The 26,836-nt window shown below is 71.7% G+C and carries 26 protein-coding genes; 11 read left to right on the top strand and 15 right to left on the bottom strand.

Features of this window, described 5'->3' with window-relative positions; translation table 11 throughout:
* Positions 1-14: 14 nt before the first annotated feature.
* The 3 genes from DEJ00_RS16510 to galU all read right to left on the bottom strand — a co-directional run bounded on the left by DEJ00_RS16510 (position 15) and on the right by galU (position 2,868).
* On the bottom strand, positions 15-1,112 hold the full coding sequence (locus tag DEJ00_RS16510) for a hypothetical protein (protein WP_111058098.1): 1,098 nt from the start codon (positions 1,110-1,112) through the stop codon (positions 15-17).
* A gap of 117 nt (positions 1,113-1,229) precedes the next feature.
* On the bottom strand, positions 1,230-1,889 hold the full coding sequence (locus tag DEJ00_RS16505; protein WP_017887986.1) for a GNAT family N-acetyltransferase: 660 nt from the start codon (positions 1,887-1,889) through the stop codon (positions 1,230-1,232).
* An 88-nt stretch (positions 1,890-1,977) separates the two neighbouring features.
* The gene (gene galU / locus DEJ00_RS16500) at positions 1,978-2,868 is read right to left on the bottom strand and encodes a UTP--glucose-1-phosphate uridylyltransferase GalU (protein ID WP_027466560.1); all 891 of its coding nucleotides are present in this window, start codon (positions 2,866-2,868) and stop codon (positions 1,978-1,980) included.
* Positions 2,869-2,983: 115 nt separating this feature from the next.
* Between galU and DEJ00_RS16495 the strand changes: the two genes are divergently transcribed.
* The 3 genes from DEJ00_RS16495 (at position 2,984) to mscL (ending at position 4,432) form a co-directional block, all read left to right on the top strand.
* Positions 2,984-3,568 (top strand): 5-formyltetrahydrofolate cyclo-ligase, encoded by a 585-nt coding sequence (locus tag DEJ00_RS16495; RefSeq protein WP_071244110.1) that lies wholly within the window; start codon positions 2,984-2,986, stop codon positions 3,566-3,568.
* A gap of 1 nt (position 3,569) precedes the next feature.
* Positions 3,570-3,860: an FmdB family zinc ribbon protein gene (locus tag DEJ00_RS16490; protein WP_111058097.1), complete on the top strand. Its 291-nt coding sequence runs from the start codon at positions 3,570-3,572 to the stop codon at positions 3,858-3,860.
* Between the two features lie 77 nt (positions 3,861-3,937).
* A complete protein-coding gene (gene mscL / locus DEJ00_RS16485) occupies positions 3,938-4,432 on the top strand; it encodes a large conductance mechanosensitive channel protein MscL (protein ID WP_071244106.1) in 495 nt (164 codons plus the stop codon).
* Positions 4,433-4,531: 99 nt separating this feature from the next.
* Here the strand turns inward: mscL and DEJ00_RS16480 are convergent, their stop codons facing one another.
* On the bottom strand, positions 4,532-5,116 hold the full coding sequence (locus tag DEJ00_RS16480) for a CDP-alcohol phosphatidyltransferase family protein (RefSeq protein WP_051596961.1): 585 nt from the start codon (positions 5,114-5,116) through the stop codon (positions 4,532-4,534).
* Positions 5,117-5,418: 302 nt separating this feature from the next.
* Positions 5,419-9,246, bottom strand: a complete 3,828-nt coding sequence (locus tag DEJ00_RS16470; protein ID WP_083404080.1) for an ATP-binding protein — start codon at positions 9,244-9,246, stop codon at positions 5,419-5,421.
* A gap of 184 nt (positions 9,247-9,430) precedes the next feature.
* Here DEJ00_RS16470 and DEJ00_RS16465 point away from each other — a divergent pair, with 184 nt between their 5' ends.
* The 4 genes from DEJ00_RS16465 (at position 9,431) to DEJ00_RS16450 (ending at position 13,128) form a co-directional block, all read left to right on the top strand.
* On the top strand, positions 9,431-10,303 hold the full coding sequence (locus DEJ00_RS16465; protein ID WP_027466565.1) for a CoA ester lyase: 873 nt from the start codon (positions 9,431-9,433) through the stop codon (positions 10,301-10,303).
* Between the two features lie 10 nt (positions 10,304-10,313).
* Entirely contained in the window at positions 10,314-10,781 is a 468-nt protein-coding gene (locus tag DEJ00_RS16460; RefSeq protein ID WP_111058095.1) for a DUF6264 family protein, read from the top strand.
* Positions 10,782-10,925: 144 nt separating this feature from the next.
* Positions 10,926-12,173, top strand: coding sequence for an FAD-dependent oxidoreductase (locus DEJ00_RS16455; RefSeq protein WP_111058094.1), 1,248 nt, complete (start codon positions 10,926-10,928; stop codon positions 12,171-12,173).
* A 76-nt stretch (positions 12,174-12,249) separates the two neighbouring features.
* Positions 12,250-13,128 carry an aldo/keto reductase gene (locus tag DEJ00_RS16450; RefSeq protein ID WP_111058093.1) on the top strand — a complete coding sequence of 293 codons (879 nt, stop codon included), beginning with the start codon at positions 12,250-12,252 and terminating at the stop codon, positions 13,126-13,128.
* 101 nt (positions 13,129-13,229) lie between these two features.
* Here the strand turns inward: DEJ00_RS16450 and DEJ00_RS16445 are convergent, their stop codons facing one another.
* Positions 13,230-13,682: a hypothetical protein gene (locus DEJ00_RS16445; protein ID WP_111058092.1), complete on the bottom strand. Its 453-nt coding sequence runs from the start codon at positions 13,680-13,682 to the stop codon at positions 13,230-13,232.
* Positions 13,683-13,831: 149 nt separating this feature from the next.
* Between DEJ00_RS16445 and DEJ00_RS16440 the strand changes: the two genes are divergently transcribed.
* Positions 13,832-14,797 carry an NAD(P)H-quinone oxidoreductase gene (locus tag DEJ00_RS16440; protein WP_111058091.1) on the top strand — a complete coding sequence of 322 codons (966 nt, stop codon included), beginning with the start codon at positions 13,832-13,834 and terminating at the stop codon, positions 14,795-14,797.
* On the opposite strand, the gene DEJ00_RS16435 is transcribed toward DEJ00_RS16440, so the two are convergent.
* The 7 genes from DEJ00_RS16435 to DEJ00_RS16405 all read right to left on the bottom strand — a co-directional run bounded on the left by DEJ00_RS16435 (position 14,794) and on the right by DEJ00_RS16405 (position 21,969).
* Positions 14,794-15,570: an amino acid ABC transporter ATP-binding protein gene (locus DEJ00_RS16435; protein WP_111058090.1), complete on the bottom strand. Its 777-nt coding sequence runs from the start codon at positions 15,568-15,570 to the stop codon at positions 14,794-14,796. The genes DEJ00_RS16440 and DEJ00_RS16435 overlap by 4 nt on opposite strands.
* Positions 15,567-16,445 (bottom strand): amino acid ABC transporter permease, encoded by an 879-nt coding sequence (locus DEJ00_RS16430; RefSeq protein WP_110862374.1) that lies wholly within the window; start codon positions 16,443-16,445, stop codon positions 15,567-15,569. Before DEJ00_RS16430 ends, DEJ00_RS16435 begins: the two co-directional genes overlap by 4 nt.
* A gap of 4 nt (positions 16,446-16,449) precedes the next feature.
* Positions 16,450-17,271: an ABC transporter substrate-binding protein gene (locus DEJ00_RS16425; protein ID WP_111058089.1), complete on the bottom strand. Its 822-nt coding sequence runs from the start codon at positions 17,269-17,271 to the stop codon at positions 16,450-16,452.
* Between the two features lie 83 nt (positions 17,272-17,354).
* Complete coding sequence (locus DEJ00_RS16420; protein WP_250895887.1) at positions 17,355-17,873, bottom strand: cupin domain-containing protein; 519 nt, start codon at positions 17,871-17,873, stop codon at positions 17,355-17,357.
* Positions 17,870-19,255: an amidohydrolase family protein gene (locus tag DEJ00_RS16415; protein ID WP_111058088.1), complete on the bottom strand. Its 1,386-nt coding sequence runs from the start codon at positions 19,253-19,255 to the stop codon at positions 17,870-17,872. Before DEJ00_RS16415 ends, DEJ00_RS16420 begins: the two co-directional genes overlap by 4 nt.
* Positions 19,252-20,961, bottom strand: coding sequence for an adenosylhomocysteinase (locus DEJ00_RS16410; protein ID WP_111058087.1), 1,710 nt, complete (start codon positions 20,959-20,961; stop codon positions 19,252-19,254). The genes DEJ00_RS16415 and DEJ00_RS16410 overlap by 4 nt, the downstream gene beginning before the upstream one ends.
* 42 nt (positions 20,962-21,003) lie before the next feature.
* Positions 21,004-21,969, bottom strand: a complete 966-nt coding sequence (locus DEJ00_RS16405; protein WP_111058086.1) for a PrsW family intramembrane metalloprotease — start codon at positions 21,967-21,969, stop codon at positions 21,004-21,006.
* Between the two features lie 74 nt (positions 21,970-22,043).
* Here DEJ00_RS16405 and DEJ00_RS16400 point away from each other — a divergent pair, with 74 nt between their 5' ends.
* Positions 22,044-22,313, top strand: coding sequence for a glutaredoxin family protein (locus DEJ00_RS16400; RefSeq protein ID WP_017888006.1), 270 nt, complete (start codon positions 22,044-22,046; stop codon positions 22,311-22,313).
* Positions 22,314-22,416: 103 nt separating this feature from the next.
* Positions 22,417-22,692: a GlsB/YeaQ/YmgE family stress response membrane protein gene (locus DEJ00_RS16395; RefSeq protein WP_027466577.1), complete on the top strand. Its 276-nt coding sequence runs from the start codon at positions 22,417-22,419 to the stop codon at positions 22,690-22,692.
* 221 nt (positions 22,693-22,913) lie between these two features.
* Here DEJ00_RS16395 and DEJ00_RS16390 read toward each other — a convergent pair whose 3' ends face one another.
* Both DEJ00_RS16390 and DEJ00_RS16385 read right to left on the bottom strand, forming a co-directional pair.
* Positions 22,914-23,507, bottom strand: coding sequence for a TetR/AcrR family transcriptional regulator (locus DEJ00_RS16390; protein ID WP_111058085.1), 594 nt, complete (start codon positions 23,505-23,507; stop codon positions 22,914-22,916).
* 77 nt (positions 23,508-23,584) lie between these two features.
* Positions 23,585-25,645: an MDR family MFS transporter gene (locus DEJ00_RS16385; RefSeq protein WP_111058084.1), complete on the bottom strand. Its 2,061-nt coding sequence runs from the start codon at positions 25,643-25,645 to the stop codon at positions 23,585-23,587.
* A 169-nt stretch (positions 25,646-25,814) separates the two neighbouring features.
* Between DEJ00_RS16385 and DEJ00_RS16380 the strand changes: the two genes are divergently transcribed.
* Entirely contained in the window at positions 25,815-26,765 is a 951-nt protein-coding gene (locus DEJ00_RS16380) for a phosphotransferase family protein (protein ID WP_111058083.1), read from the top strand.
* The last annotated feature ends 71 nt before the right edge of the window (positions 26,766-26,836 follow it).

Below are 26,836 nucleotides of genomic sequence, written 5' to 3'. Positions count from 1 at the left end.
GGGCGTGCCGCGGGTCAGACCGCGCGGCGCCGCCGCATGATCGCGTCGAGGTCGGCCTGCTGGTAGGCGTCGTCGTCGAGGACCCCCATTCCGGCCCACTTGCTCGGCGGACCGGCCGGAGCGGCGGGTTCGTCGGCAGCAGCAGCGGAGGCAGCGGCAGCAGGAGCAGCGGGCGCCCGCAGCCCGAGCCGCTCGGCCAGACGCCCCTGGTCGTGCGCGGACAGCGATGCCGCAGCTTCCTCGAGCTCGGGTCGCATCCGCGAGACCCGCGCCAGCGAAGGGTCGGACTCCCCCGCGCGGATCGCCGCCGCTTCGGCCTCGGCTTCCGCCTTGGCCGCGGCGACGCGCTCCTTCAACCGCGCGGCGAGTTCCGCCGACGACTCGGGCGATGCAGCCGGTGCGCTCGGGCGCTCCACGTAGAGGGGCTTGGGCACGTGGTTCGGGGTCCACGAGCGGTCCGCAGCGGGTGCAGCGGGCTGCTCGGTCGACAGGGGCGGGGCCGGGTCGGTCCAGGCGGTGGCCGGCCGGGAGGCGCGGGTCGCGCCCGTCTCGCCGGCCGCGAGACGCTGCTTCCGCGCCGTCGCCACCTGGTGCAGCTGGGCCAGGACCGCTGCGGACCCACCGGCGGCGACGAGGCCTGCGACACCGACGAGCCAGAGCGACGGTGCCGCGACGAACACCACGAGGGCCACGACGATGCCGAGCGTGCCGAACAGGGTCGCCCCGAGCCGGGAACGGCGCATGCGCATCGCGGTCAGGGCCGGAACGGCGGACGCCCGCTCCAGCACCGGGGCCTGCTCGGCCAGGCGGCGGGTGATCTCACGCTGCCGCGCCGCTTCGTGGGCTCGGACGATGGCGGTGCGCTTGGCCTCTTCGGACCGGGCGACGCGCTGCGCCTGGGCGAGGGACTTCGCGTTCATCTCGATGCGGACCTCGTCCGGCAGCTCGGCGGTCTGCGCGAGGATCCGGAGGGTCTGCTGCAGCCGGATGGCGTTCCGCTCGGTGGCCAGGTACTGGCGGCGGGCGGCCCACGACGGCATCAGGTAGACGAGCCAGAGGACGGCCGCGACGAGCAGGACGATGCCGCCACCCCACGAGCCGATTCCTGCCATGCGAACACGGTAGGGGCGGCGGTTCCCGCGCCGCGTCATTGCCGGACGCGTGTTGCGCGTGTCGGGGGCGAATCTGCGGGGGCGAGCCGCGCCTCCAGGCCCGTGACAGGCGGCCCGTCAGATGCGGGGCGTCGTGTCCAGCGGCATGGCGGCCTCGTCGCGTGCTGCGAGCGGCACGGTCCCCACACCGGGAGGCACCTGCCCCTGGACCCAGCGCTCGAGAACGCCGCCGCGGACCTCCTCCGCCACCAGCGCGAAGCAGAAGTGGTCGCGCCAGTCCCCGTTGATGTGGATGTAGCGGCGACGGAGTCCCTCGTACCGGAAGCCGAGCTTCTCCACGACGCGCAGGCTCGGGGCGTTCTCCGGCCGGATGCAGATCTCGATCCGGTGCACGCCGAGCGACCGGAAGCAGTGGTCGACGGCGAGGGCGACCGAGATCGGCGTCACGTTGTGGCCGGCGGCGTCCTCGACGACCCAGTAGCCGATGGAGGCACTCGCGAGCGAGCCGTAGGAGATGCCGGAGACGTTGAGCTGACCGACGAAGCGGCCGTCGAGCTCCATCGCGAACGGGAGTCCGAGTCCCGCGCGGGCGTTGGCCTGGAGCGCACGGATGCTGCCGCGGACGTCGGTGGAGACGTGTCCGGAGGGGTTCGTGGCCTCCCAGGTGCGGAGCCACGAGCGGTTCGTCGCGAGTGCCGCGTCGAGGTCGCGGGTGTCGCGGAGCCGGAGGGGCCGGATGGTGACCCGCCCGTGGGACAGGGTCGGGATCGTCGTCATCGCTGGGTTCCTCCGGGGTCCCGCCGCTGTGCGGGACGGGGTGTCCCGCCCGGATCCGTCATCTGACGGACCCGGGCGGGATGGCCGACTATTCGCCCGCGTTGAACTCCTTCAGCCACGACTTGAGGTCGGGGCCGAGGTCATCGCGGTCCGAGGCGAGCTGCACGATCGCCTTGATGTAGTCGAGTTTGTCACCGGTGTCGTACCGGCGTCCACGGAACACGACGCCGTACACGCCGCCGGTCCACTCTTCGGCGCTCGCCATCTTCATGAGCGCGTCGGTCAGCTGGATCTCGCCGCCCTTGCCCGGCTCCTGCTTCTCGAGGACGTCGAAGACCTCGGGACGGATGACGTAGCGGCCGATGATGGCCAGGTTCGAGGGCGCCTCGCCCTGCGGGGGCTTCTCGACGAGCCCGGTGATCTTCACCACGTCGTCGGTGTCGGTCGGCTCGACCGTGGCGATGCCGTACAGGTGGGTCTGCGACTCGGGGACCTCGAGCAGGGCCACGATGGTGGCGTTCTTCTCGCCCTGGACCTCGATCATGCGCTGGAGCAGCGGGTCACGGGCGTCGATGATGTCGTCACCGAGGAGCACGGCGAACGGCTCGCGGCCGACGTGCATCTTCGCGCGGAGCACCGCGTGGCCGAGGCCGAGCGGGTCGCCCTGCCGCACGTAGTGCATGTCGGCGAGGTCCGTCGACTGGTTCACCTTCTGCAGCTTCTCGTGGTCACCCTTCTTGCGGAGGGTCTCCTCGAGCTCCGACACGTGGTCGAAGTGGTTCTCGAGCGCGTTCTTGTTGCGCCCGGTGATCATCAGCACGTCGGTCAGCCCGGCACCGACAGCCTCTTCCACCACGTACTGGATGGCCGGCTTGTCGACGACGGGGAGCATCTCCTTCGGCATCGCCTTGGTCGCGGGGAGGAAGCGGGTACCCAGCCCTGCGGCCGGGATCACCGCCTTCGAAATCTGGAAGCCCATGGTCAGACCGTATCCGATCCCCCTTTCGAGGGCATGTCGTCGCTCCGGGGGACACGGGACCCCGCGGGTTCCCGGCGGGAAGCCGCAACCGTGCCCCCTCGGTAGACTCCTGCCCATGATCGCCGATCTCGGGAACGAGAAGCGCGCCCTGCGAGCCGAACTCCGGCAGCGGCGGCGCACCCGGACCACGACCGAACGCGACGCGGACACCCAGACCCTGACCGCGACCCTGCAGCGCTTCGTCGAGGAACGCCAGGTGACGTCCCTCGCCCTGTACCTGTCCGCACCGGACGAGCCGAACGTCCGCCCGTTCCTGAACTGGGCGTTCGGGCAGGGCATCCGCGTGCTGCTGCCGGTCACCCGCGAGGACGGGCTGCTCGACTGGGCCGTCGGCGATGGCGAGAGCGAGACCGAGAGCCTGCTCGGCCTGCCCGAGGTGGTCGGCGAGGTCCTGTCCCCGCTCGCGATCAACGACGTCGACGCGATCCTCGCCCCGGCGGCGGCGGTCGGGCACGACGGCGTCCGCATGGGCTGGGGCCGCGGCTACTACGACAAGACCCTCGGGTCCATGGCGAACCGCCCGCCCGTCTATGCTGTGATCTTCGACGCGGAGTACCTCGACGAGGTCCCGCGCGAACCCCACGACGAACCCGTTGACGGCATCATCACGCCGTCGCGCATCATCACGTTCCGGAGCTGACGTGCCCACCTACTCGTACCGTTGCACCGAGTGCGACAACGCGTTCGACATCAAGCAGTCCTTCTCCGACGCCACCCTGACGGAGTGCCCGGTCTGCGGCGGCGTCCTGCGGAAGGTGTTCTCCCCCGTCGGCGTGACCTTCAACGGTGGCGGTTTCTACCGCACCGACTCGCGTCCGGCCCCGAAGTCCGAGGGCTCGTCGAGCACTCCCGCGAAGTCCGAGCCGAAGAAGTCCGAGCCGGCGAAGAAGACCGAGTCGAAGCCCAGCGGCTCGAAGCCCGCCGCGTCCTGACGCGGCCTGCGCTCTCCGGATAGGTTGGGGCGCGTCGCCACCCGGCGGCCGTCCTCGACCCGGAAGGAGACCCTCGTATGAAGGGCTTCAAGGAGTTCCTGCTCCGCGGCAACGTCATCGACCTGGCCGTCGCAGTCGTCATCGGTGCGGCGTTCACCGCGATCGTCAGCACGATCGTCAGCGCCCTGATCAACCCGCTCATCGGTGCGGTGTTCAACGCCTCGAGCCTCGACAAGGCGCTGGTCGTGGCGATCCCCACGTTCTCCGGCGGTGACGCACAACTGAAGTTCGGCGCGATCATCGGCGCCGTCCTGAACTTCGTCATCGTCGCCGCGGTCGTGTACTTCGCGCTCGTCGTGCCGGTCAACCACCTGAAGAAGGCGGCGTTCGAGCGCGTCAAGAACGACGAGGAGCAGACCCCGCAGGACGTGCCCCCGACCGACGTCGAGGTGCTGCTCGAGATCCGCGACCTGCTCCGCCCGCAGACCGGCGGTGCCACGAGCGCGGGCGCGCACATCGCCCCGTCGAACGCTCCCGAGGGGCCCGGCATCGGCGGCTCGACGAAGCTCTAGCGCCGGCGCCGTTGCAAGACACCGGTGTTCGCGCGCTGCACACCCGCAAACCGCGGTGCGCAGCGCGAACACCGGTGTTTTGCGGAGAGGGCGGCCGCGTCAGGCGGCGGGGACCGCGCGGCGCTTCGCGAACATCGCGACGGCGTACTGGGCGCCGGCGAGCACGTGGCCCGCGGTGCCGAGGTACACGAACACCAGGGCCACGACCCGGACCCACGGTGCGTTCTCGTCGACGGTGTGCACCGCGGAGAACAGCAGCACCGGCAGCCCGACGAACAGCAGGGCCGAGCGGATCTTGCCCGTCCACGTGACGTCGAGGTCCGGGTTGCCGTGGAACAGCACGCTCGACAGGACGACGAGCACCAGGTCGACGAGCACCACGACCGCCACCACCCACCAGGGCAGCAGGCCGACGAGCACCAGGGACAGCACGATCGCGATGATGGCCAGTCGGTCGGCGACGGGGTCGATCGCCTTGCCGAGCTTGGATCCCTGGTCGAACTTGCGGGCGATGAAGCCGTCCGCCCAGTCGCTCACGCCGATCACGACGAGGGCGACGAGCGCCCACCCCGGGTGTCCGGCGACGACGAGGCCGATGAACACCGGGATCAGCACGAGGCGGAACAGCGTGATCAGGTTCGGCCAGGTCTGCCAGTCGGGGCGCTGTCGCGCGGTGTCAGTCATCACGGGCCAGGCTACCGGTTACCAGTGCGGGGGGACGTCGCGTCGGAGCTGGTCGTCGTTCTCACCGTCGCGGTGCCGCGCCGGTTCCGGCGGCGGCGCGGGGTCGTAGCCCGCCACCGGCTGGGTGGTGACGCGTCTGCGGCGCCGCGCCGGGCCTCCCGGCTGGTCCGCCGTCTCGCGTCCGGACGACGCTGCCGTGCCGGGAGGCGCGGCTGACGACGCGTCGTCGGCCCGCGTCCACGTGCCCACCAGCTGGTCCGTCTCCGGCGTCACCGGACCGGCGGGCCGCGAGGCCCGGCGGCTCATCGGCGGGCGGGGATCGGCGGGATCGAGATCTCCTGCGTGGCGCCGCGGTCGACCCCGAGCACGGCGGCGACGGTGTCGGCGACGCGGTCCGGGTCGGAGAACAGCTGGAACGCGTGCACGCGCACGTAGTGCCAGCCGAGTCGGCGCAGCACCTCGGGACGCAGGCGCAGGGACTCGCGCAGCGATCCCTTGACCAGCGACGCGTCGGTCTCGATCGTGACGCACACCCCGCCGTGCGCGGCGACGAGACCGAGCTTGCCACGGTGTCCGAGCGCCACCGGGATGCCGCGCATCTCGAGGCGCCGGGCCAGGTCGACGAGCAGCGGGTCGGAGTCGTCCGGCACGTACTCGGCGGTGGTCCGGGCACGCACCTCGGCCAGGATCTCGGCGAGGGCGACGGTGCCGTGGCCCATGCGCTCGGCCTCGATGTCCGACGGCTGGAAGCAGGTGACGATGACCATCGAGCGACGCGCGCGGGTCATGGCGACCGCCAGCAGCCGCTCGCCGCCGGGCTTGCCGAGCGGACCGAAGTCACGCAGCACGCGGCCGTGCGGGGTGCGGCCGTAGCCGATGGAGAACACGACGCGGTCGCGGCTCTGCGCCACCGACTGCTCGAGCGTCGCCACGATGAACGGCTCGGCACGATCGCCGATGACGAACTCGGTCAGGTCCTTGTGGCCCTGGGCGGCGGTCAGCACGGCCTGCTCGACGCGCACGGCGTGCTTCGCCGATGCGGTGATGACCATGAGCGACTCGGTCGGACGGGTGCGGGCGTGGTCGATGACGAGCCGGACCACGCGGTCCACCTCGGCGTCGACGCTCTCGACGGCACCGGACTCGGGGTCGGGCACGGCCTTGCCGTCACTGACGTAGTCGAGCGCGATCGACCCGTGGCCGAGGAACGAGCCGGCCCACGGCAGGGACTCGATCTTGCCGCCGTAGAACCGACGGTTCACGAGCTCGGCCAGGTCCTCGCCGCCGGCGCGGTACGACCGCGACAGCGACAGGGTCGGCAGCAGTGTGGACAGCTTCGCCAGGGCGGAGTCCGCGTGGAACGCGTCGAGCGTGCCCTCGTCGACCTGCAGCGCCCGGTGCTCGGGGTCCACGGCGATGCGGAACGGCGACGGCGTCTGGGTGACCGGGTCGCCGAACACGACGGTCTGGCGGGCACGACGGACGGCACCGACGGTCTCGGCGATCGTCACGGCGCCGGCGTCGACCAGGATCACGGTGTCGAAGGGCATCGTGTCGGCGATCTGCGGCACCTCGTACGGGCTGGCGAGCCAGACGGGCGCGATCGACCGGGACAGGTGCGGTGCGGAGTCCTGCAGCAGGCGCGAGGTGATCGCGCCGTCGCGGAGCTGGGTCTTGAGCGCCGTCGCTTCCTCGGGCCAGTCGACGAGACCGACCTTCCAGTTCTCGGCGAGCTGCCACGCGAGGCCCTGCGATACCCCGGCCGCGTGGGCGTCGTCCACCAGGCGGAAGTCGGCCTCGACCCGGTCGAGCATGTCGGTGTTCGCGCCGAGCAGGGCCCGGTCGGACTCGAGCATGGTCTCGAGGGCGGACTGCCACCAGGCGAGCTCGAGCTCGGCCGGCACCTGCACGTCCGGCACGTGCCGGTTCGCCAGGTCGGTGATGAGCGGCTCGAGCTGCAGGTCGCGCAGGGTCTGCATGAGCTCGGTGCGCTCCTGCAGGTTGTGCAGGACGTCGGACTCGGCGGCGAGCTCGGCGATGGTGGGGACGAGCTGGTCGACCGGGGTGTTCGCGAGCTGGCGATCGCGCTCGGTGCGGCCCAGCGGCTCGTCGAGGCGCGCGAGGTCCTCGGCGACGTTCGAGAACAGCACCTGGACGTCGGCGATGCCCGTGGGCACCTCGGGGTTCACCCCGGCGGCGACGTAGCGCTGCCAGAGCACCCGCTGCTGCTGGACGCGGGTCAGGGCCTCGTGCAGGTCGGACACGTGCACGCCCGGGCGGACGTACTCGCGGGCGAGCTTCTTGAGCCGGCGACGGTTCGTCGACGACATCGGGGCGCCCTCGCCGCGGGGGGCGGTGGCGGCCACGAGCTCGGACACCGAGCGGTCGAAGACCACCGGCAGGAAGCGGTCGAGCGTGTCACGGATCTCGGTGAGCAGGCGCAGGTAGATGCCGAGCTCGTTGATCGTCGTGAACTGGCGCATGTGCGTCGAGCTCACCAGGTCGTGCGCGCGGCGGAGCAGGGTCGGCAGGCCGTCGGCGTCGAGGTCCTTCGCGATGCGGTGCGCACGCTGGGCACCGTCGCTCGAACCGAACTTCGCGCCGTACCAGGGCGAGTCGTCGGGGCCGTAGCGGAACTCACCGAGGTTCGCGGCGCTGACCATCGTCTCGGCGACGCGCGAACGGCCGTCGACCATCGATGCGACGGACTGCTTCGACAGGCGCGCGGTGGTCGACGGGGCGACGGGCAGCAGCGACAGGCGCGACAGCTCCACCAGGCAGTCGAGCACCGAGACACCGAAGTCGGGGTCCTTGCGGGTGAGCGACCCGCGGTAGTCCTTCAGCACCTTGCGCAGGCGGACCAGTGCGTCGTCGACCTCGCGGAGGTTCGGACGCGCGGCCTTCTCGTTCCGGGCGATGGCACGGACGACGTCGCGGCGCAGGGTCGACGGCGTGACCGCGACCCCGGGCAGCTGGACCTCACCGAAGCGGGCGGCGATGCCCCGCAGGGTCGCGCGGCGCGGGCTCACGACGAGCACGCGCTTGTTCGCGGCGACCAGGCCGCCCAGGGCGTTCACGATGGTCTGGGTGCCACCGGTGCCCGGAAGGGTCTTCACGACGATGGAGTTGCCGGCCGTGATCTGCGCGATCACGTTCTCCTGCTCGTCGTCGGCGTCGAGCAGGAGCGTGTCGGTCTCCGGGCTGCGCTCGTCCGACGGGGTCTGCTCGACCGGGTGGTAGGACTGCTCGACCTGCCACTTCGCGCTCGGGTTGCCGGCGAGGGCGTCGAGCACGGGGTGCGACAGGTCGCCGGTGTCCTCGACCATCCCGGTCGCGACCTCGGCGAAGGTGGACACCACGAGTCGGGCGTGCACCGAGAAGCCGGGGATGTGCGCGGTCAGGCCACGCAGGCGGTCGATGACGGGGTTCGGCGTGAAGGAGCCGTCCTGCTGCGCGAGGGCCACGAAGGACTGCGCGTCGAGGATGACCCCGAACTGCTCGTGCAGCGCGTCGGCGAGGCCCGGGTTGAGCACCGGTTCGCCGAGCAGGCGCACCTCGAAGTCGCGTCCGTGCCGGCGGATCGCCAGGGGGCGCAGGAGCACCGGGCCGCGGAACTGCTCGTCGCCGTGCTTCCAGTCGGCCATGCCGATGCCGAGCTTCACGGCGTCGATGCCGCGCACGGTGGCCAGCTCGGTGCCCTTCGCCTCGACGTGTCCGGCGGCCACGCGGGCGGCACGGAGCGCCACCTCGTCGCGGATCAGGCTGGACAGCAGGGTCGTCTTGCCGGTGATGAACTGCGCGAGACCGCCCGGGTGGGTGGTCGAGAGCTCGATGCGGGCGCGCGGGTGGTCGCTGAAGTGCGTGAGCGGGCTCGTGCCGCCGACACCGGTCAGCTGGGTGCGCCAGCCGTCCCACGTCGGTTCGGCCGCGTTGCCGGCCTGCAACCGCGGGTCGCCGAGGCTGATCGCCTGCGGGCTCGTCATCTGCAGCTCCGGGCGGAGCGTGCGGTCCGGCTCGTCGTCGGTCCGTTCCTGGTCCACGTCCTGCTGCTCGTCTCGATCGTCGTCGGGGCGCGCGCGGGCACCCTCGACGGGGACGTCGTCGTTCACGTCGTCCTCACCGTCGGTCACCCTGTCCGCTCGCCACACATCCGACACTGTAGGCGGAACCGGACGGCCTCTCTGGCAATGAACCGAGGTTTCGGGGTTTCCGCACGGACCTGACCGGCGTCAGACCTGACGTGCGGCGCGTCAGACCCGACGTGCGGCGCGTCCGATCCGACGGCGGCCCCGTCCGGTGTGGTACCAACGGGGCATGGCCATCGACGACCGCACCACTCCGTCCGCCCCCACGCCGAACCGGCGTCGATCGGTCCCCGCCGAGATCTCACGGTCGTGGCTGTTGGTCTCCGGCACCGCCACCGACCGGTTCGACAAGTCCCAGCGCTCCCGCGCCGACCAGATCATCCTGGACATCGAGGACGCCGTCGACCCCGCCGCGAAGCCCTCGGCCCGGCAGGGCGTCGCCGCCTGGCTCGCCGGCGGCGGCGAGGCCTGGGTGCGCATCAACGACGTCACCACGGACTTCTGGGCGGACGACGTCGAGGAGCTCCGCGGCCTGCCCGGGCTGCAGGGCGTCATGCTCGCCAAGACCGAGTCCCCCGCGCAGGTCACCGACACCTGGCACCGGCTCGGCGGCCAGACGCCGGTGATCGCCCTGGTCGAGTCGGCCCTGGGCATCGAGGAGTCCGTGTCGATCGCCAAGGCGCAGGGCGCGTTCCGCCTGGCCTTCGGTTCCGGCGACTACCGCCGTGACACCGGGACCAGCGCCGACACGCTCGCGATGGCGTACCCGCGGTCGAAGCTGGTCGTCGCCTCGCGCGTCGGCGACCTGCCGGGTCCGATCGACGGCCCCACGGTCGGGTCGTCGCACCCGATCCTCCGCGAGCAGTCGCAGGTGGCCGTGTCGCTCGGCCTCACCGGCAAGCTGTGCCTGGACACCGAGCAGCTCCCCGTCATCAACGAGGTCATCTCCCCCACGCCGACGGACGTCGCCTGGGCGCAGGACTTCCTCGACGACTTCGAGGCCCGCGGGCGGGTCATCCGCGACGGTTCCGACCTGCCGCGGCTCGGTCGGGCGCAGAAGATCCAGCGGCTCGCACAGGCGTTCGGGGTCGAGGCGCGGTAGGACTGCACGCATGACCTGGTCCAACGTCCCCGGCCCTCCGCCGCAGTCCTCCTCCGGCCCCACGGACGCGCAGCGCGCGGCGTGGGAGCGCGGTGGCACCACGCTGTTCCCGCCGGCGAAGCTCGCCGACCGGATCTCGACGGTGCTGCTCCTGGTGTTCGGTGCCGTCATGACCGCGATCACGGCGGTCGTCGGCATCGTCGCGATCGCCTCGGCCACGGCAGAGTGCGACGCCTCGGCCGGGTGCACACCCGGTGGGTACTTCGGTGGCGCGGCCATCGCGGTCGGTGGCGCCTTCGTCATCGGGGTCGCCACGATCGTGCTGTCGATCGGCGCGTGGATCCGACGGAAGCCGTCGTGGTGGATCGCGGCGATCGGCTTCGTGCTCGCGATCGTCGTCATCGCCTGGGGCGGGGTCGTCTTCGTGAACGCCGTCGACAGCGGGTCCGGATCGTCGTCGGTGTCCGCCAGCGCCTGACCGACGCCCACCGACACCACCCTTCCGACCGGACACCGGTCGTCCGACGCATGTCGGGTCGGAGAACGCGTGTGCGTTCCGGCCTGGAGGCGCGGGTCGGGGCCGCCACGCGCCTCCGGTCCGGACCGGGGTAGCGTCCCGGGCATGGTGACGGTGTCGCGGACGACGGTCGCGGTGGTCGGTGGCGGCCCCGCAGGGGTCGTCCTCGGGCTGCTGCTCGCCCGCGCCGGCGTCGACGTGCGCGTGCTCGAGCGGCACGACGACTTCAACCGGGACTTCCGGGGCGACACGGTGCACGCCTCGACCATCCGGCTGCTCGACGAACTCGGACTCGGTGCAGCGTTCCGGGCGTTGCCGCAGTCACGCCTCGACGACTTCTCGCTGCCGATGCCGGACGGCTCGCGGCTGCTGCTCGGTGACTTCTCGCGTCTCGCGCCCCCGTACGACCACGTGGCGATGGTGCCGCAGTGGGACCTGCTCGACCTGCTCGTGACCGCCGCCCGTCGGGAACCGTCGTTCCGCATCGCGATGGGCCTCGCGGCGACCGGACTCATCGAGGAGAACGGAGTCGTGACCGGGGTCCACCTGCGGCCGAGGGACGGGGCCGGCGAACCCGAGGAACTCCGCGCCGACGTCGTGATCGCCTGCGACGGGCGGAACTCGGTGCTGCGTCGCGCCGCCGGGCTCGTTCCACGGGCGTTCCGGGTGCCGTTCGACACCTGGTGGTTCCGGTTGCCCCGGCACCCCGGGGACGCGGCGAGCGCCCTCACCCCCGCGTTCTCGGACCGGGACGTGCTGCTGAGCTTCCCGCGGCCGGACTACCACCAGGTCGCGTACTTCGCGCCGAAGGGCTCGGACGCGGCCCTGCGCGCTGCAGGGGTGGCGGCCTTCCGTGCCCGGCTGGCGCGGCTCCGACCGGACTTCGCGGACCGGGTCGACGCGATCGCCTCGATGGACGACGTGCACGTGCTCGACGTCCGCATGGACCGCCTGCGCCGGTGGAGGCGTCCGGGGCTGCTCTGCATCGGTGACGCCGCGCACGCGATGTCGCCCGCCGGCGGGGTCGGCATCAACCTCGCGGTGCAGGACGCGGTGGCGACGGCGACGATCCTGGTGCCGGCGCTCCGACGGGGGCTCCGCGGTGGCGGCCTCGACCGGGCGCTCGCAGCCGTCCAGCGTCGTCGGACCCCGCCCGCAGCCCTGGTGCAGGCCGCCCAGGCGGTGCTGCACCGGGTCGTGTTCGAGCGGGCCTTCGCCGGGCACCTGCAGGACGGGCCGCCGCTGCTCCCGGTGCTGCTCGCGCGCTGGGTCCCGCCGGTCCGGGGCCTCTACGCCCGCGGCATCGCGTTCGGCCCGCTGCCGGAACACGCGCCGGAATGGGCTCGTCGGTGACCGGGGCTCGTCGGTGCGGGCGCCTCGTCGTGCGGCAACTGGGCGTCGGCGTCGGGGCCGGGCGCATGCTGGGCCGATGAAGCAACGAGTCATCGGAGACGTGTCCGTCAGTGCCATCGGTCTGGGCGGGATGCCCATGTCGATCGAGGGCCGGCCGGACGAGCGTCAGTCCATCGCCACGATCCACGCAGCGCTCGAGAACGGTGTCACGCTCATCGACACCGCCGACGCGTACCACCTGGGCGGCCACGACGAGGTGGGGCACAACGAGGAGCTCATCGCGCGGGCCGTCCGGGAGTTCCACGCCGACACCTCGGACGTGCTCATCGCGACGAAGGGCGGACACCTGCGCCCCGAGGCCGGCAACTGGGCGCAGAATGGGCACCCGGAGTACCTGAAGGAGGCGGCGAAGGCCTCGGCGAAGCGGCTCGGCGTCGAGCAGATCGGCCTGTACCAGTTCCACCGCCCCGACCCGGCCGTGCCGTACGCCGACTCGATCGGCGCGCTCGCCGAGCTGCTCGACGAGGGCGTCATCCGGATGGCGGGCATCTCGAACGCCGACCCGGATCAGATCCGCACCGCGAACGAGGTGCTCGGCGGACGCCTGGCGTCGGTGCAGAACCAGTACTCGCCGAAGTTCCGGTCGAGTGAGCCGGAGCTCGAACTGTGCGACGAGCTCGGCATCGCGTTCCTGCCGTGGAGCCCCCTCGGTGGCATCGGGAGCGCGGCGGACCTCGGGACGGCGTTCGAGGACTTCGCGTACATCGCCCGCGACCGTGGGGTCACCCCGCAGGTCATCGCGCTGGCGTGGGAGCTGCAGAAGAGCGACGTCGTCGTGCCGATCCCCGGTGCGTCGCGGCCGCAGTCGATCCTGAACTCGATCACGGCGCCGACCGTGCGGCTCCGGCCGGAGGACGTCGCACGTCTCGACGCCTCGCAGCCCGCGGCCGTCTGACGCCCGTCCCCCGTCCCCCGACGGGGGAGGCACGACGCCCCGCCCCTCCTGGTCCAGGAGCGGCGGGGCGTCGTCACGTGCGGGGCTGGGCGCGAGCCCGCTCAGCTCTTGGCGGGGCAGACCGCCGAGACCTGGTCGAGGGTGGTCTGCACCTCGGTCTGGGCCTTCTTGACCTCGGCGGAGTCCTCGGCCGCACCGGAGCGGATGGCGGAGCTGTAGCCCTTCGCCGCGCCGGAGAAGTCCTCGAACGTGTCGTGGACCTGGTCGTTCGAGACCTTCTTCAGCGCCGAGTCGATGCGCTGGACGAACTCGTCGACGAGCGCCGCACGGGCCTTCGGGTCGGCCGGGGCAGAGCTGGAACCCTGCTCCTTGAGGAATGACGCGAGTTCGTTCTCGAGCAGGGAGCAGGCTTCCCCCTTGGTCTGGGCGGGTGCCGCGGCGGCGGTCTTCGAGGCCGACGGTGCGCTGGACGAGCCCGAGTCGCTGCCGGAGCAACCGGCGAGCAGCGTGAGTGCGAGGCCGGCGGTGGCCAGCGCGATGAGCTTCTTGGGCATGGTGGAGAGTCCCCCTCGATCTGTCCGCACTCCCCCGGATGAGGTGCAGATCCGTCGTCGAGCGTACAGGGAACCTCCACAGGGACACCGGCGGCGGTTGTGGGCGACCGGCAGCCGGCCGGAGGCGGGTGGCGCGTACCGTCGAGGGCATGCGAGCCATCACGTTCGACGACGCTTCCATGTCCGTCACCGACCTGCCCGACCCCGAACCCGGCACGGACGAGGTCCTGATCGAGGTCGCCGCGGCCGGCGTCAACAACGCCGACCTGCAGCAGCGCGCCGGGAACTACCCGCCGCCGCCCGGGGCGTCGGAGATCCTCGGGCTCGAGGTCTCCGGCACGGTGCGGGCCGTCGGCGCGGGCGTCACGACCGTGGCGGTGGGCGACCGGGTGTGCGCGTTGCTCTCCGGCGGCGGGTACGCGGCACTCGTGGTCGCGCCGGTCACCCAGGTGCTGCCGGTCCCCGAGGGCGTCGACCTGGTCGAGGCGGCCGGACTGCCCGAAGCCGCGTGCACGGTCTATTCCAACATCGGCATGCTCGCCGGACTCCGCCCCGGGCAGACGCTCCTGGTGCACGGGGGCACGGGCGGCATGGGGTCGCACGCGGTGCTGTGGGCGAAGGCCCTGGGTGCGACGGTGATCGCGACGAGCGGCGGCGACCGCAAGGTCGCCGCATCCCGTGACCTCGGCGCCGACCTCGTCATCGACCACCGCACGGAGGACTTCGTGGAACGCGTCATGGCGTTCACCGACGGTGTCGGCGTCGACGTCGTGCTCGACGTCGTCGGACCGTCCTACCTGGAGCGGAACCTGCAGGCCCTCGCCCCGAACGGGCACGTCGCGGTCATCGCCTCGGGCAGCGGCCGCACCGCCGAGCTCGACTTCGGGATGCTGATGCGGAAGCGCGCGACGATCAGCGGCACGACCCTGCGCGCACGGCCGCTCGCCGAGAAGGCCGCCATCGTCGAGGCGGTCCGCTACAACGTCTGGTCACTGGTCGCCGACGGCCGGGTGCGCCCGGTCATCGACTCGGTGCTGCCCCTGGCCGAGGTCGAGGAGGCCCACCGCCGCGTGCGCGACGGCGAGGTCATCGGCAAGGTGCTGCTGACGCCCTAGGCGTGCACGCGGGCGAGGAACTCGACGAGCGCCGGGTGCTGCGGGTGGTCGAGGACGTCGGCGGGGGAACCCTGCTCGACGACCTCGCCGCGGTGCAGGAACACGATCCGGTCGGCGACGTTCCGCGCGAAGTGCATCTCGTGCGTCGTCATCAGGATCGTCGAACCCTGTCGCTTCAGCTCGGTGACCAGGTCGAGCACCTCACCGACGAGCTGCGGGTCGAGGGCGCTCGTGACCTCGTCGAGCAGCAGGAGTTCCGGGTCCGACGCGATCGCCCGGACGATGGCGACGCGCTGCTGCTGCCCGCCGGACAGGCGGTCGGGGTACGCATCGGCGAACGAGGCGAGCCCGATCCGGTCGAGCAGCCGGCGCGCGGTCTCCTCGGCCTGGGCCCGTCCGATGCCGTGCACCTGGCGGGACGCGAGCGTGACGTTGTCGAGCACGCTCATGTGCGGGAACAGGTTGAACTGCTGGAACACCACGCCGATGCGCGCCCGCACGGCGTCGACGGCGATGCGCGGGTCGGCGATGTCCGTGCCCTGCAGCAGGATCTCGCCGTCGTCGATGCCCTCGAGCAGGTTGACCGTCTTGAGCAGCGTCGACTTGCCGGAGCCCGAGGCCCCGATGACGCAGATGACCTGGTGGCGGTGGACCGTCAGGTCGATCCCGCGCAGGACCTCGTGCTCGCCGAACGCTTTGCGCAACCCGCGCAGTTCGAGGACCGCGGCGTCCGTACCGGACGCACCACGGGCCTCCAGGCCGGCCTCGCTCATACGGTCCCTCCGATCTGCTCGCGCCGCTGCTGGCGACGCGCGATCGCGTCCGTGACGCGGATCAGCGGCAGGCTGATCACCACGAACAGCAGCCCGGCGACGAAGTACGGCGTGAAGTTGTAGGTCTCGGCCTGCGCGATCTGGGCGGAGCGGACCGCGTCGACGGCCCCGAGGATCGACACCAGACCGACGTCCTTCTGCATCGACACGAAGTCGTTCATCAGCGCCGGGGTGACCTTGCGGATCGCCTGCGGCAGCACCACGAGCCGCAGCGTCTTGGCGTGCGAGAGTCCGAGTGACCGGGCGGCCAGGCGTTGGGAGGGGTGCACGGCCTCCATGCCGGCCCGGAGCACCTCGGCGATGTAGGACGAGTAGGTCAGGGTGATCGCGATCGTGCCCCAGACCTCGGCGGGGAGCCGCGGGAACACCCCGAGCCCGGGGATGCCGTAGCCGACCAGGTAGAGCACGATGATGAGCGGCAGGCCGCGGAACAGGTCCGTGTAGCCGGTCGCGAGCATCCGCAGCGGGAAGAACACGGGGTTGCGCAGGCCGCGGACGACCGCGAGCAGCGTGCCGAAGACGGCGACGCCGATGGCGCTGAAGAACAGGATCCGGACGTTCAACCAGAGGCCCAGCAGGATGTCCGGGAACGTGTCGACCGCGGTCTCCGGGTCGAAGAACGACTGCTGCACCGCCGCCCACCCGGGGGTGTTCACGACGCCGAAGTACACGACGGCGAGCACGACCAGGGTGGAGACGACCGACACCACGACGGAGCGACGGCCACGCTGGCGACGGTAGAGCCGACGCTCGAGCTCGACCTGGCTCGGCGCGGGTGCGGCGACCGGGGTGCCGGCCCCTGCTGGCAGGGTCATCCGGTTACTTCAGGACCGGCGTACCGGTCTCCGACGAGAGCCACTTGGTCTGCAGGTCCTGCAGGGTGCCGTCGTCGTCGAGGGTCTTCAGGGCCTTGTCGACCTTGCTCGTGAGTTCCGAGTCCTTCGGCAGGACGAAGCCGAACTCGTCGCCCTTGCCGTCGGACGGGAACTGCGCGGACACGGTGCCGTCGTCGAGCTGCGCCGAGGCCATGTAGAACGCCGTCGGCAGGTCGGTGACGATCGCGTCGATCTGCCCGGACTTGAGCGCGAGCACGGCGTCGTCGTTGGAGTTGAACACCTGCGGCGTGACCCCGAGGACGTCCTTGACGCTCGCGATGCTCGTCGAACCGGTCGCGACGCCGATGGCGTCCTGCTTGAGCGCCGCGATCGTGGTGTCGCCGGCGGCCTTCGACCCGGACGTCGTCACGACCGCCTGGGTCGTCGTGTAGTAGGCGCTCGACATGTCGACGGCCTTCTTGCGCTTCGCGTCGATCGAGAACTGCTGGACGTTGAGGTCCCAGTCCTTCGGCCCCGGTGCGATGGCGCTGTCGAAGGTGCTGCGCTTCCAGACGACGTCGGACTTGCCGTAGCCCATCTCCTTCGCGACGGCGTACGCCACGGCGGACTCGAAGCCCTTGCCGGACTCGGGCTTGTTGTCCTCGATCCAGGGCGAGTACGCCGGGTCGCCGGTGGCGATCGTGAGCTTGCCGTCGGTCACGGTGCCGTCGGCGTTGCTGCTGCCCCCGGCGGAGCAGGCCGACAGGGCGAGGGCGGCGACCGCGGCGGTGGCGACGGCGAGGGTGAAGCGGAGGTGACGGGTCACGGTCGGGCCTTCGTGCGAGGGGGGTGGGGGCAGGTCGAAGTGTACTTCGCGGTGGGATACCAACGCGAAACGGTGTCGCGGTGCTACTCGGCGGCAGGGTCCCCGTCGTCGGCCATCGTGAAGTCGTCGAACGAGAAGCCCGGCGACACCAGGCAGCTCAGCAGCACCTCGCCGTCGCCCGGGATCGTCCGCTGCCACACGCCACCGCGCACGAACGCCTGCGCGTCGTTCACCCGGTCGCGTCCGGCGTCCGGGCCGAGGGTGATCGTCGCGCCGGGCTCGGGGACGTCACCGTCGCCGCCGAGCTGCAGGTCGACGGTGTCCGGCCCGTGCCACATCCAGATCTCGTCGCTCGTGACCCGGTGCCAGGCGGAGGCCTCACCCGGGGGCAGCAGGAAGTGGATCAGCGTGGCGGCGGGACGCTCCCCCGCGGGGGTGGTGACCGTCGCCGGCGAGGTCCAGGTGCGGACGTACCAGCCACCCTCGGGGTGCGGTTCCATGCCGAGGGCGATCGCGCGCTTCGGCACGTCGAGCCACTCGATGAGCTCACCGGTGACGGTTCGGCGTGCGGCCATGCCGGGGTGGGGTGCGGACTCGGTCATCGTTCCTCCTGGTGCGGTGCGGGGATGTCCGTGTGCGGGGAAGCCGGCTCGGTGACCCCGCCCGCCACGGCGCGCACGACCCCGCGGATCACGGTGGCGGCCGCCCGCCCGGCGCCGTCCTCGACGAGCTCGGCGAGCGCGTCCGGCACCGTGCGGGCGTCGACGTCGAAGACCGCCAGGTCGGCACGCGCCCCGACGGCGAGGTGCCCGATGCGGTCCGGTCCGACGGCCAGCCCCATCGCGTGCGCACCACCGAGGGTCGCCGCTGCGAGCAGTCGCTCGTGCAGGTCACGGTGCCCGTAGCCCTGGGCTCGGGCGATGCGGTGCAGCGCGGTGACGTCGGCCATCAGGTCGAGGGACGGCGACGACGACAGGGAGTCGGTGCCGATGGCGATCGGGCTACCCTCGCGCAGGTAGTCCGCGACGGGCGGCGGGTCGAGGCCGATGACGGCGTTGGAGCGGGGGCACAGCGCCACCGCCGTGCCGCGGGCGCGCAGGAGCGCCCGGTCGGCGGCGGTCATGTACACGCCGTGGGCGATGTGGCAGTCCGGCCCGAGCACGCCGAGGCGGTCGACGAACGCGGTCGCGCTCGCGCCGAAGCCCAGGGCTCGCAGCGCCCGGAACGACGGCACGTTCGCCAGGTGCCAGTCGTTCCCGTGGCCGACGCCGTCGACCCCGTCGAGCCCGGGGACCGGACCGAGGGCGGTGCGCTCCCCCTCGAACGCCGCCTCACCGAGGTGCAGGTGCAGCCGCAGGCCGCGCTGCCGCACGATGTCGGGGAGCTCGAGCAGCGGAGCGACCTCGAGCGAGTACGGCGCGTGCGGCGACAGGCCGGCACCGGGTGTCGTGGGGATCCGGTCGAGTTCGTCGAGCACCTGGTCGCGACCGTGCGACTGCCAGGCGTCGTTCTCCCAGTCCATCACCTCCCAGTACGCGATCCCGCCGAGCCCGGCGTCCTGCAGCGCGGTCGAGGCCTCGATGTCGGTGACGATGTCCGCGATGCTCGTGACGCCGGCCAGGATCGACGCCCGTGCACCGTCCGCGGCTTCGGCCCGCCAGTCGTGCGGTTCGGCGTAGTCGACGTTGAACGCCGCGGCCCAGTCCTCGAATCCGTTGTACTGGCGTCGGCCGACACCGGACATGCCGGTGTACTGGAGGTGCGAGTGCGCGTTCACGAGTCCGGGCAGGAGCGCGCCGCGCCACTGCCGCTCGGTGAAGGTCGCGCCGGACCCGGTGAGCTGGTCGATGACCCACGACCGGTCGCCGACGTGCAGGATGCGGCCGTCCTGCACGGCCACCGCGCCGTCGGCGATCGGCGGCGCCGTCATCGGGACGACGACGCGCGCCGAGTGCACGGTGACCGGGTGCTGACGAGCGCTCATGCCGGGTCTCCGAAACGGTGGGTCCGGACGTCCGGCTCGCGGTCCGCCGGGTGTTCAGGGAGAAGGCCGGGAGGCCCGACGTGCGTTCCGAAGGCGGCGAGCGCCGCGCGGGCGGTCACGTCGTCGACCGCGGGGTCGATCGGCACGACGGCACGCTCCAGCTCGTCGCCTCGTTCCAGGAGCATCCGGACGGCGCCGAGCTGCACGGCGAACGACAGGTCCATGATCTCGACCGGGTTGCCCTCGGCCGCGGTGATGTTGATGCAGCCGCCGTCGTCGAGCACGATCGGCCCACCGTCGGTACCCGGGAACACGAACCGCTCGGCCTTCGGCCCCACGTCCTGGCGCCGGGCCCCGGCGTCGAGGGCGTCGTCGATGGCGATCTCCTGGTCGACCCCACCGGCGACGGCGAGGACCGCACCGTCCGCGCAGGCACGGAGCACGTCGAGGTCGATGGTGTCCGGCACCCCGGTGGCGCTCATCACGAGGTCGGCGTCGCGCACCGCCTCGACGAGCGGGGCCACGGCGCACCCGGCGAACCGCGCCTGCAGGGCGCGGACCGGGTCGGTCTCGGCGACCGTCACCCGGAACCCGAGGGCGGTGAGCACCAGGGCGACCCCCTCGCCGACGTGCCCGAACCCGGCGACGACCGCCGCGCCTCCCGGCATCACCCGGTGGGTGCCGGACGCGAGCCCGTCGACCAGGTCGAGCGCCGCGAACACCGTCGACTGCCCGGTGCCGTAGCGGTTGTCGAAGAACGTCTTGGTGCGGGCGTCGTTCACCGCGATCACGGGGATGCCGAGCTCGCCGCGCGCTGCCAGCACCCGCAGGGGCCGCAGGCCGCTCGTGGTCTCCTCGGCGGCACCGAGCATCGTCGGCAGCAGGTCTGGGCGTTCCTGGTGGGCGAGCCGGATGACGTGCGAGCCGTCGTCGAGCAGGATGTGCGGTGCGGTGTCGAGCATCGCGAGGGCCAGCTGCTTCTGCTCGGGGAGCGTCACCGTGCTGCTCGCGAACACCGTCAGGCCGGCGGACCGCAGTGCGTCGGCGACGGCGTCGTCGGTCTCGTCGGCGTGGGCGTAGACGACGACCTCGGCACCGGCGTCACGGAGCAGCAGGCTCAGCACCGCCGTCTTGGGCTCGAGGAACATCGCGACGCCGATGCGCGTGCCGCGCAGGAGTCCGCCGTCGCGGAGCTCCGCGGCGACCGAGCGGGCGACCGGCATCGACCGTCGTGCCCAGCGCAGGCGGGCGTCCGCCGCGGGGTCCTCCTCGGGGTCGCGGCCGGTGGACACCAGGAAGACGTCGTCGGACAGCATCGGGACGGCGAGCACGCCGGGGCGGGCGGGTGCGACGGGGCCGAAGGCGTCCTCGTCGACGGCGGGCAGGTACCGGCCGGCGTCGATGACGACCAGGGTGGTGCCGCGCGGGCGGCCGGCGGCCTGCTCGACCGCGGGGGTCGATTCGTCGGGCGTGCCGAGGCACCAGAGCTGGTCGACGAGGTCGGACGGCTGGTGCTGGTGGTTCGACTGCTCGACCTCGCGCGCGCCGAGTGCGGTCAGCAGGTGCCGCAGTGCCGCGGCATCCCGGGGGTCACCGCCGACGATGCGGAACCGGCGGGCGGCGACGAGCAGGTTGGTCGCCGCGGCGAAGCGCCGAACAACCGCCGAGGCCCAGACCAGCGTCGCGGGGTCGGGTGCTGGCGGCATGTGCCAATCGTAGGGCGAGCGGCAGCGGCGCTCCGGCGGGGGTCAGCGCAGGCGGTCGGGTCCGGGCGTCCCGTCCCACCCGGCGGGTGCCTGCGTCGCGTCCCGCCCGGCGGGTGCCGACAGGGCCTGCGTGCGTCCGCGGTGGTGCCGGAGCACACCGACCAGCACGGCGACGCCGATGAGGCTCACGATCGCGAGCCCGATCACGTAGACAGTCGTCACGATCCCGCCGACCGCCGCCGGCACCATGCCGTACTGCGCGGCCGAGAACGGGACCCCGGACACGACGAACGCGATCAGCGTGGCGATCGTGCCGTTCGCGTCCCACAGCCCGTGCAGCACCGAGACGACCACGTACGCCACGATCGGCGGCCACGACCAGCGGAAGCGAGCGCGTCCGGTGGCTGCGCCGAACAGCACCGCACCGAGGATCGCCGTCCACAGCACGTGCCCGACCGGTGCCAGCACCGCGCGGACCACCTCGGTCTGCAGGAGCGACGCCAGGTCGATCCCCCGGGCCGTGATCGCCGCGTTGAAGGCGTAGCCGGCGGACTCGAACGCGGCGAACCCGGCACCGATCGTCGCGCCGAGCAGCGCACCCTGCCTCGCCGTCTTCGGGCGGACGCGCCACCCCACGACGACGAGCAGGACGCCCTTCACGAACTCCTCGACGAAGCCGACGACCAGGTAGAGCCCGGCTCCCTGCTCCAGGTCGGCCTCGAGCAGTGACGCCCCGAGCACCCCGAGGATCCCGCCCACGAAGAACGCCGTGACGAGCTGCATGGTGCTGACCGTGCCGGTGACCCGCTCGATCACGAACAGCACGACGGTGAACGGCACGAGGAAGCTGCCGAGCAGGATGATCGTCGGCACGAGGTTCGTGTTCTGCGTCGACACCGTGACGATGATCGTGACGACCCACAGCACGAAGCCGACGAGCAGGGTCCTCCACCACCAGCCGTGGCGGTGGTGGGGGTGTGCGACGGGCGTGTCCCAGGGCAGGCTCATGGGCACATCGTGCTCCGGGCAGGGCGAGGGGCGTCACGGGAATGCCCGGGGGCGCTCCGACGTACTCTCTGCACATGAGCGATGCGACGACTGCCCCCGACCGCGTGACCATGTTCGGTGCCGACTGGTGCCGCGACTGCCGTCGGTCCAAGGCGCTGCTCGACACCCTCGGCGTGGACTACGAGTACGTCGACGTGGAGCAGGACCTGTCCGCTGCCGACCGTGCCGAGGCCATCAGCGGCCGGAAGAACATCCCCGTCGTGGTGCTGCCCAACGGCAAGCACTTCGTCGAGCCGTCGGACGCCGAGCTGCGGGCCGAGCTCGAGGCTTCCGGCGTGGTCTGATCGGCGAACCCGACAGTCCTCCCAGGAACCCCGGAGTTTCGTCGGATGTCGGCCCTGACTCCGGCAACCATGCCGCGGCAACCGCACCCACGAGGAGGACACCGTGCTCGGTCTCATCATCAGCTTGATCATCATCGGACTCATCGCCGGCGCTCTCGCCCGGCTCATCATCCCCGGCAAGCAGAACATCGGGATCCTCATGACGATCGTCCTGGGCATCGTCGGATCGTTCGTCGGCGGGTTCCTCGGGTTCCTGATCTTCCAGCACGACCCGATGGACGGCTTCTTCCAGCCGGCCGGCATCATCGGTTCGATCATCGGCGCGATCATCGTGCTGTTCATCTACACCCGCGTCGCGGGCCGCGGCTCGCGCCGCTAGGCACGACGCTGCCGGTCTGACCGGCGAACAACCACAGTCACCCCGGACCGCGTTTCCACGTGGTTCGGGGTGATTTTGCGTGTGCGGGCCGACTGCGCGCTGCGGGCTGCGACCGGGTCGTGTCGTCCGCCACGGCCTGGAGGCGCGGTGCGGGTCGGACCCGCACCGCGCCTCCAGGCCGTGGCCGCCCCGCGCCGGGGGCGACGCGATGGTCACGCTGGTCAGGCGGTGGCGAGCCGCCCCATCTCGCCGACGACCGCGCGCAGCCGCGCAGCCAGTTCGTCGCGGGAGCCGTCCGCCGATCGGTGGGCGGACTCGATCACGGCGGCCATCACGAGGGTGGTCGCCGTCCGCGCGGTGTCCTCGTCGACGCGCTCGGCGGCCACCGCCAGCACGGTCTGCCGCGCGTGCGCCATCCACTGCATCATCGCCGGGACCATCTCGGGGCGGGCTCGGACGAGCTCCTTCATGCGCCGGCGGTCCTGCGGCAGGGTGACCGTGTGCGCGACGAGGTCGCAGAGGTCCGACACGAGCGGCCCCGTGGCACCGAGGAACGCTGCGCGTGCCGTGTCCGGGACCGTCGTCGCCGGCAATCCGAGGGCTGCTTCGGCCTTCGACGGGAAGTAGTTGAAGAACGTCCGCGGGGAGACCCCGGCGTCCGCGCAGATCTGCTCGACGGTCACCCCGGCGAGTCCGTGGTCGGTGACGAGGGCGAGCGCCGACCGGTGGATGGCGGCCCGGGTCTGCTGCTTCTTGCGCTCCCGCAGGCCGCAGTCGGTCAGCGCGGTGGCCTCGGTGGTGGTGAGCTGGTGCACGTGCTGCGCTCCGTCTTGTTCTCGGGTTGGTGCGACGCCGGGCCTCCGCGTCCTGTGACGAGGAGGCCCGGCGTGACTCAGACCTGCGCCCGACCACCCTGGACGGGGATCGAACCGGTGACCGGGGCGGTGGGCGAGCCCATCGTGTCCGCGGCCCGCACGGCCTGCGCTTCGAGGTCGTCGGCGGTGCCGGCGTCGTCCGCCTGCTCCTGCAGGGCCGAGCTCTTGCGGAGCGGCGGCGCCTTGAAGAAGAAGCTCAGGACGAACGCGAGCAGGATCACCGCGAAGCCGACCCAGTAGACGGTCACGGCCGAGGCGTTGAACCCGGACATGAACGGCCGGGTCAGAGCAGCGTCCGCACCGTTGAGGTACGACGTGTCGCTCGTCTCGGCGTTCGAGTCGCTCGAGTCGTTCGCGCCCTTGTCGATCTGCTTCGACAGTTCCGGTGCGAGCTGGTCCACCCAGTAGGTGCGCTGCGCCGCGTCCGACCAGTCGACGACGAGCCGGCCGTCCTGCACGCTGGCGTGCGCCTTGTCGGCGGCGGCGGTGAGCGCCTGCTGCTGCACGGCGTCGGGAGCCCCGGCGGTGGCCTGGGTCACCTGGTCGGTGGCGGTGTCGAGGCCGGACTGCACCTGCTTCTGGAGCGGGGTGACGATCGGGTTCCAGATCTGGTCCATGACGCCCTGGTTCGCCTTGGCGCTGGCGACCTCCGGGTCGAGCGCCGCACTGAGGGCGGGCTTGAGGTTCGACTCGTCCGCCGTGGCGTGCAGGATGTTCGCCGGCATGAGCGAGAACAGGACGGACAGCAGGACGGCGGTGCCGAGCGTGCCACCGATCTGGCGGAAGAACGTGGCGGACGACGTCGCCACACCCATGTCACGCGGCTGCACCGAGTTCTGGGAGGCCAGGGTGATGCTCTGCATGAGCTGGCCGAGCCCGAGGCCGATCAGGAACATGCCGATCATCAGGAACCACAGCGGCTTGTCGATCGTCATGAACGTCAGGACGACGTAGCCGAGCGACACCAGGGCGGTGCCGATGACCGGGAAGATCCGGTAGCGGCCGGTGCGCGCCACGATCTGCCCCGAGGCGATCGAGGCGATCATCAGGCCACCGATCATCGGCAGCGTCGCGAAGCCGGATTCGGTCGGCGTCAGGCCGGTGACGATCTGCAGGTACAGCGGGATGGTGAGCATCGCGCCGAACATCGCGAAGCCGACCAGGAAGCCCAGGATGGTCGCCATCGAGAACGTGCTCGAGCGGAAGAGCTTGAGCGGGATGATCGCGTCGTCCTGCATGCGGGTCTCGATCACCAGGAAGGCGACGAGGCCGAGCGCACCGATGACGTAGCAAGCGATCGCGCTGGCGGAACCCCAGCCCCACGTGCGGCCCTGCTCCGCGACGAGGAGCAGCGGCGCGAGCGTGACGATGACCGAGGTCGCGCCCCACCAGTCGATGCGCGGCTTGGCCTTGGCCTCGCCGAACTTCGGCAGGTGCAGGAACGCGATCACCATGAGGAGCGCCGCGACACCGATCGGCACGTTGATCAGGAACACCCAGCGCCAGCCGGTGATGCCGACGATCGAGCTCGCACCCGCGAACAGTCCGCCGATGAGCGGGCCGATCACGGACGAGATGCCGAAGACCGCCAGGAAGTAGCCCTGGTACTTCGCGCGCTCACGGGGCGCGAGGATGTCGCCCATGATCGCGAGCGGCAGCGACATCAGCGCACCGGCACCGATGCCCTGGAACGCGCGGAAGGCGGCGAGCATGGTCATCGACGTCGACAGGGTCGAGAGCAGCGACCCGAGGATGAAGACCGCGATGCCGAAGATGTAGAGCGGGCGACGGCCGAAGACGTCGGAGAGCTTGCCGTAGATCGGCGTGGTGATGGTCGACGCGATCAGGTAGGCCGTCGTGACCCAGGCCTGCTGGTCGAGGCCGTGCAGGTCGTCACCGATCGTGCGGATCGCCGTGCCGACGATGGTCTGGTCGAGGGACGACAGGAACATGCCCGCCATCAGGCCGTAGATGACGAGCAGGATCTGGCGGTGCGACATGATCGGCTTGCCCGGCGTGCTCGCCGGGGAGTCCTGTCGTCCGCGCGACACCTCGACGGGTGCGGTGGCAGTGGACATGCGGGGTTCCTCACAGGGGATGTGGCGTGGTGGTCGTCGGCCCGGTCGGGACCCCGAACGAGGGTCAACCTTGCAGGCTCTGCAACTTTACACCGCAAGCACCTTTGCTACCAACGCAAAGTTGCCGAGCGTGCATGTTCGTGTACGGGTTCTCAGGTAGCGTCGGCGCATGGGGCGAACCACCTGGACCGATGTACCGACGACGCTGCGGCAGCAGGTGGAGGGGGTGCTGGGCGGTCCGGTCGTGACCGCCGAGTCCCAGGCGAGCGGGTGGTCTCCAGGCAGCGCAGACCGGGTGACGACCGCGGCGGGGGAACGAGCCTTCGTGAAGACGGTGTCGCGCTCGCGCAACGAGGCCGCCCTCGACCTGCACCGCCGCGAGGCCGAGGTCATGGCCCAGCTGCCGACCACCGTGCAGGCACCGCGGCTGCTCGACGCGCTGCACGCCACGGTCGACGGCGACGACTGGGTCGCGCTCGTGCTCGAGGACGTCGCCGGGCAGCACCCGGGCGAGCACCTCGACGGATCGGACACGACGGCCGTGCTCGACGCACTCCACACACTGCCGCTCGCAACCGATGGGCTGGCGACGCTCCCCCGCATCGCCGAGGACCTGCGCGGTGAGTTCGGTGCCTGGGACCGGATGCTGGCTGCCGGCTCGAACGCCGTCCGCGTCGCCGAGGTCGTCCCGCCGCACGTCCTCGACGCCGGCCCCGCGATCGCCCGCGCGGCATCGGGGGCAGCTGCCCTCGTCGACGGCGAACACCTCGTGCACGCCGACTGCCGAGCGGACAACCTGCTCGTCGACGACGCCGGGCTCGTCTGGGTGGTGGACTGGCCCTGGGCGAGCGTGGGCGCGCACTGGCTCGACCCGCTGACCTACCTGCTCGACACGCTCGTCCGCGGTGAGGACGACGACGTCGAACACCACCTCGCCACGCACCCGGTCTTCGCCGGGGTGCCCGCCGCCACGATCGACGCCGTGCTGGCCGGGCTCGCCGGACTGTTCTTCGAGCACGCCCTGCCCCCGGCGCCGCCGAACATGCCCACCATCCGCGACTTCCAACGGCGCGAGGGCGTGGCGGCCGCCGAGTGGCTGCTCCGCCGCTGGGCCGCCTGACAGCGCATCCGCCCGAGCGGGGGACGCGTGGTGTCCAGGGAGCGCAGCGCACCGGAGCGTACGGTCCACCG

The sequence above is a fragment of the Curtobacterium sp. MCLR17_039 genome, assembly GCF_003234745.1.
In the GTDB taxonomy this organism is placed as follows: domain Bacteria; phylum Actinomycetota; class Actinomycetes; order Actinomycetales; family Microbacteriaceae; genus Curtobacterium; species Curtobacterium flaccumfaciens.
Note: the sequence above shows the minus strand (reverse complement) of the source record. Positions and strands in the feature narration are given on the sequence as shown.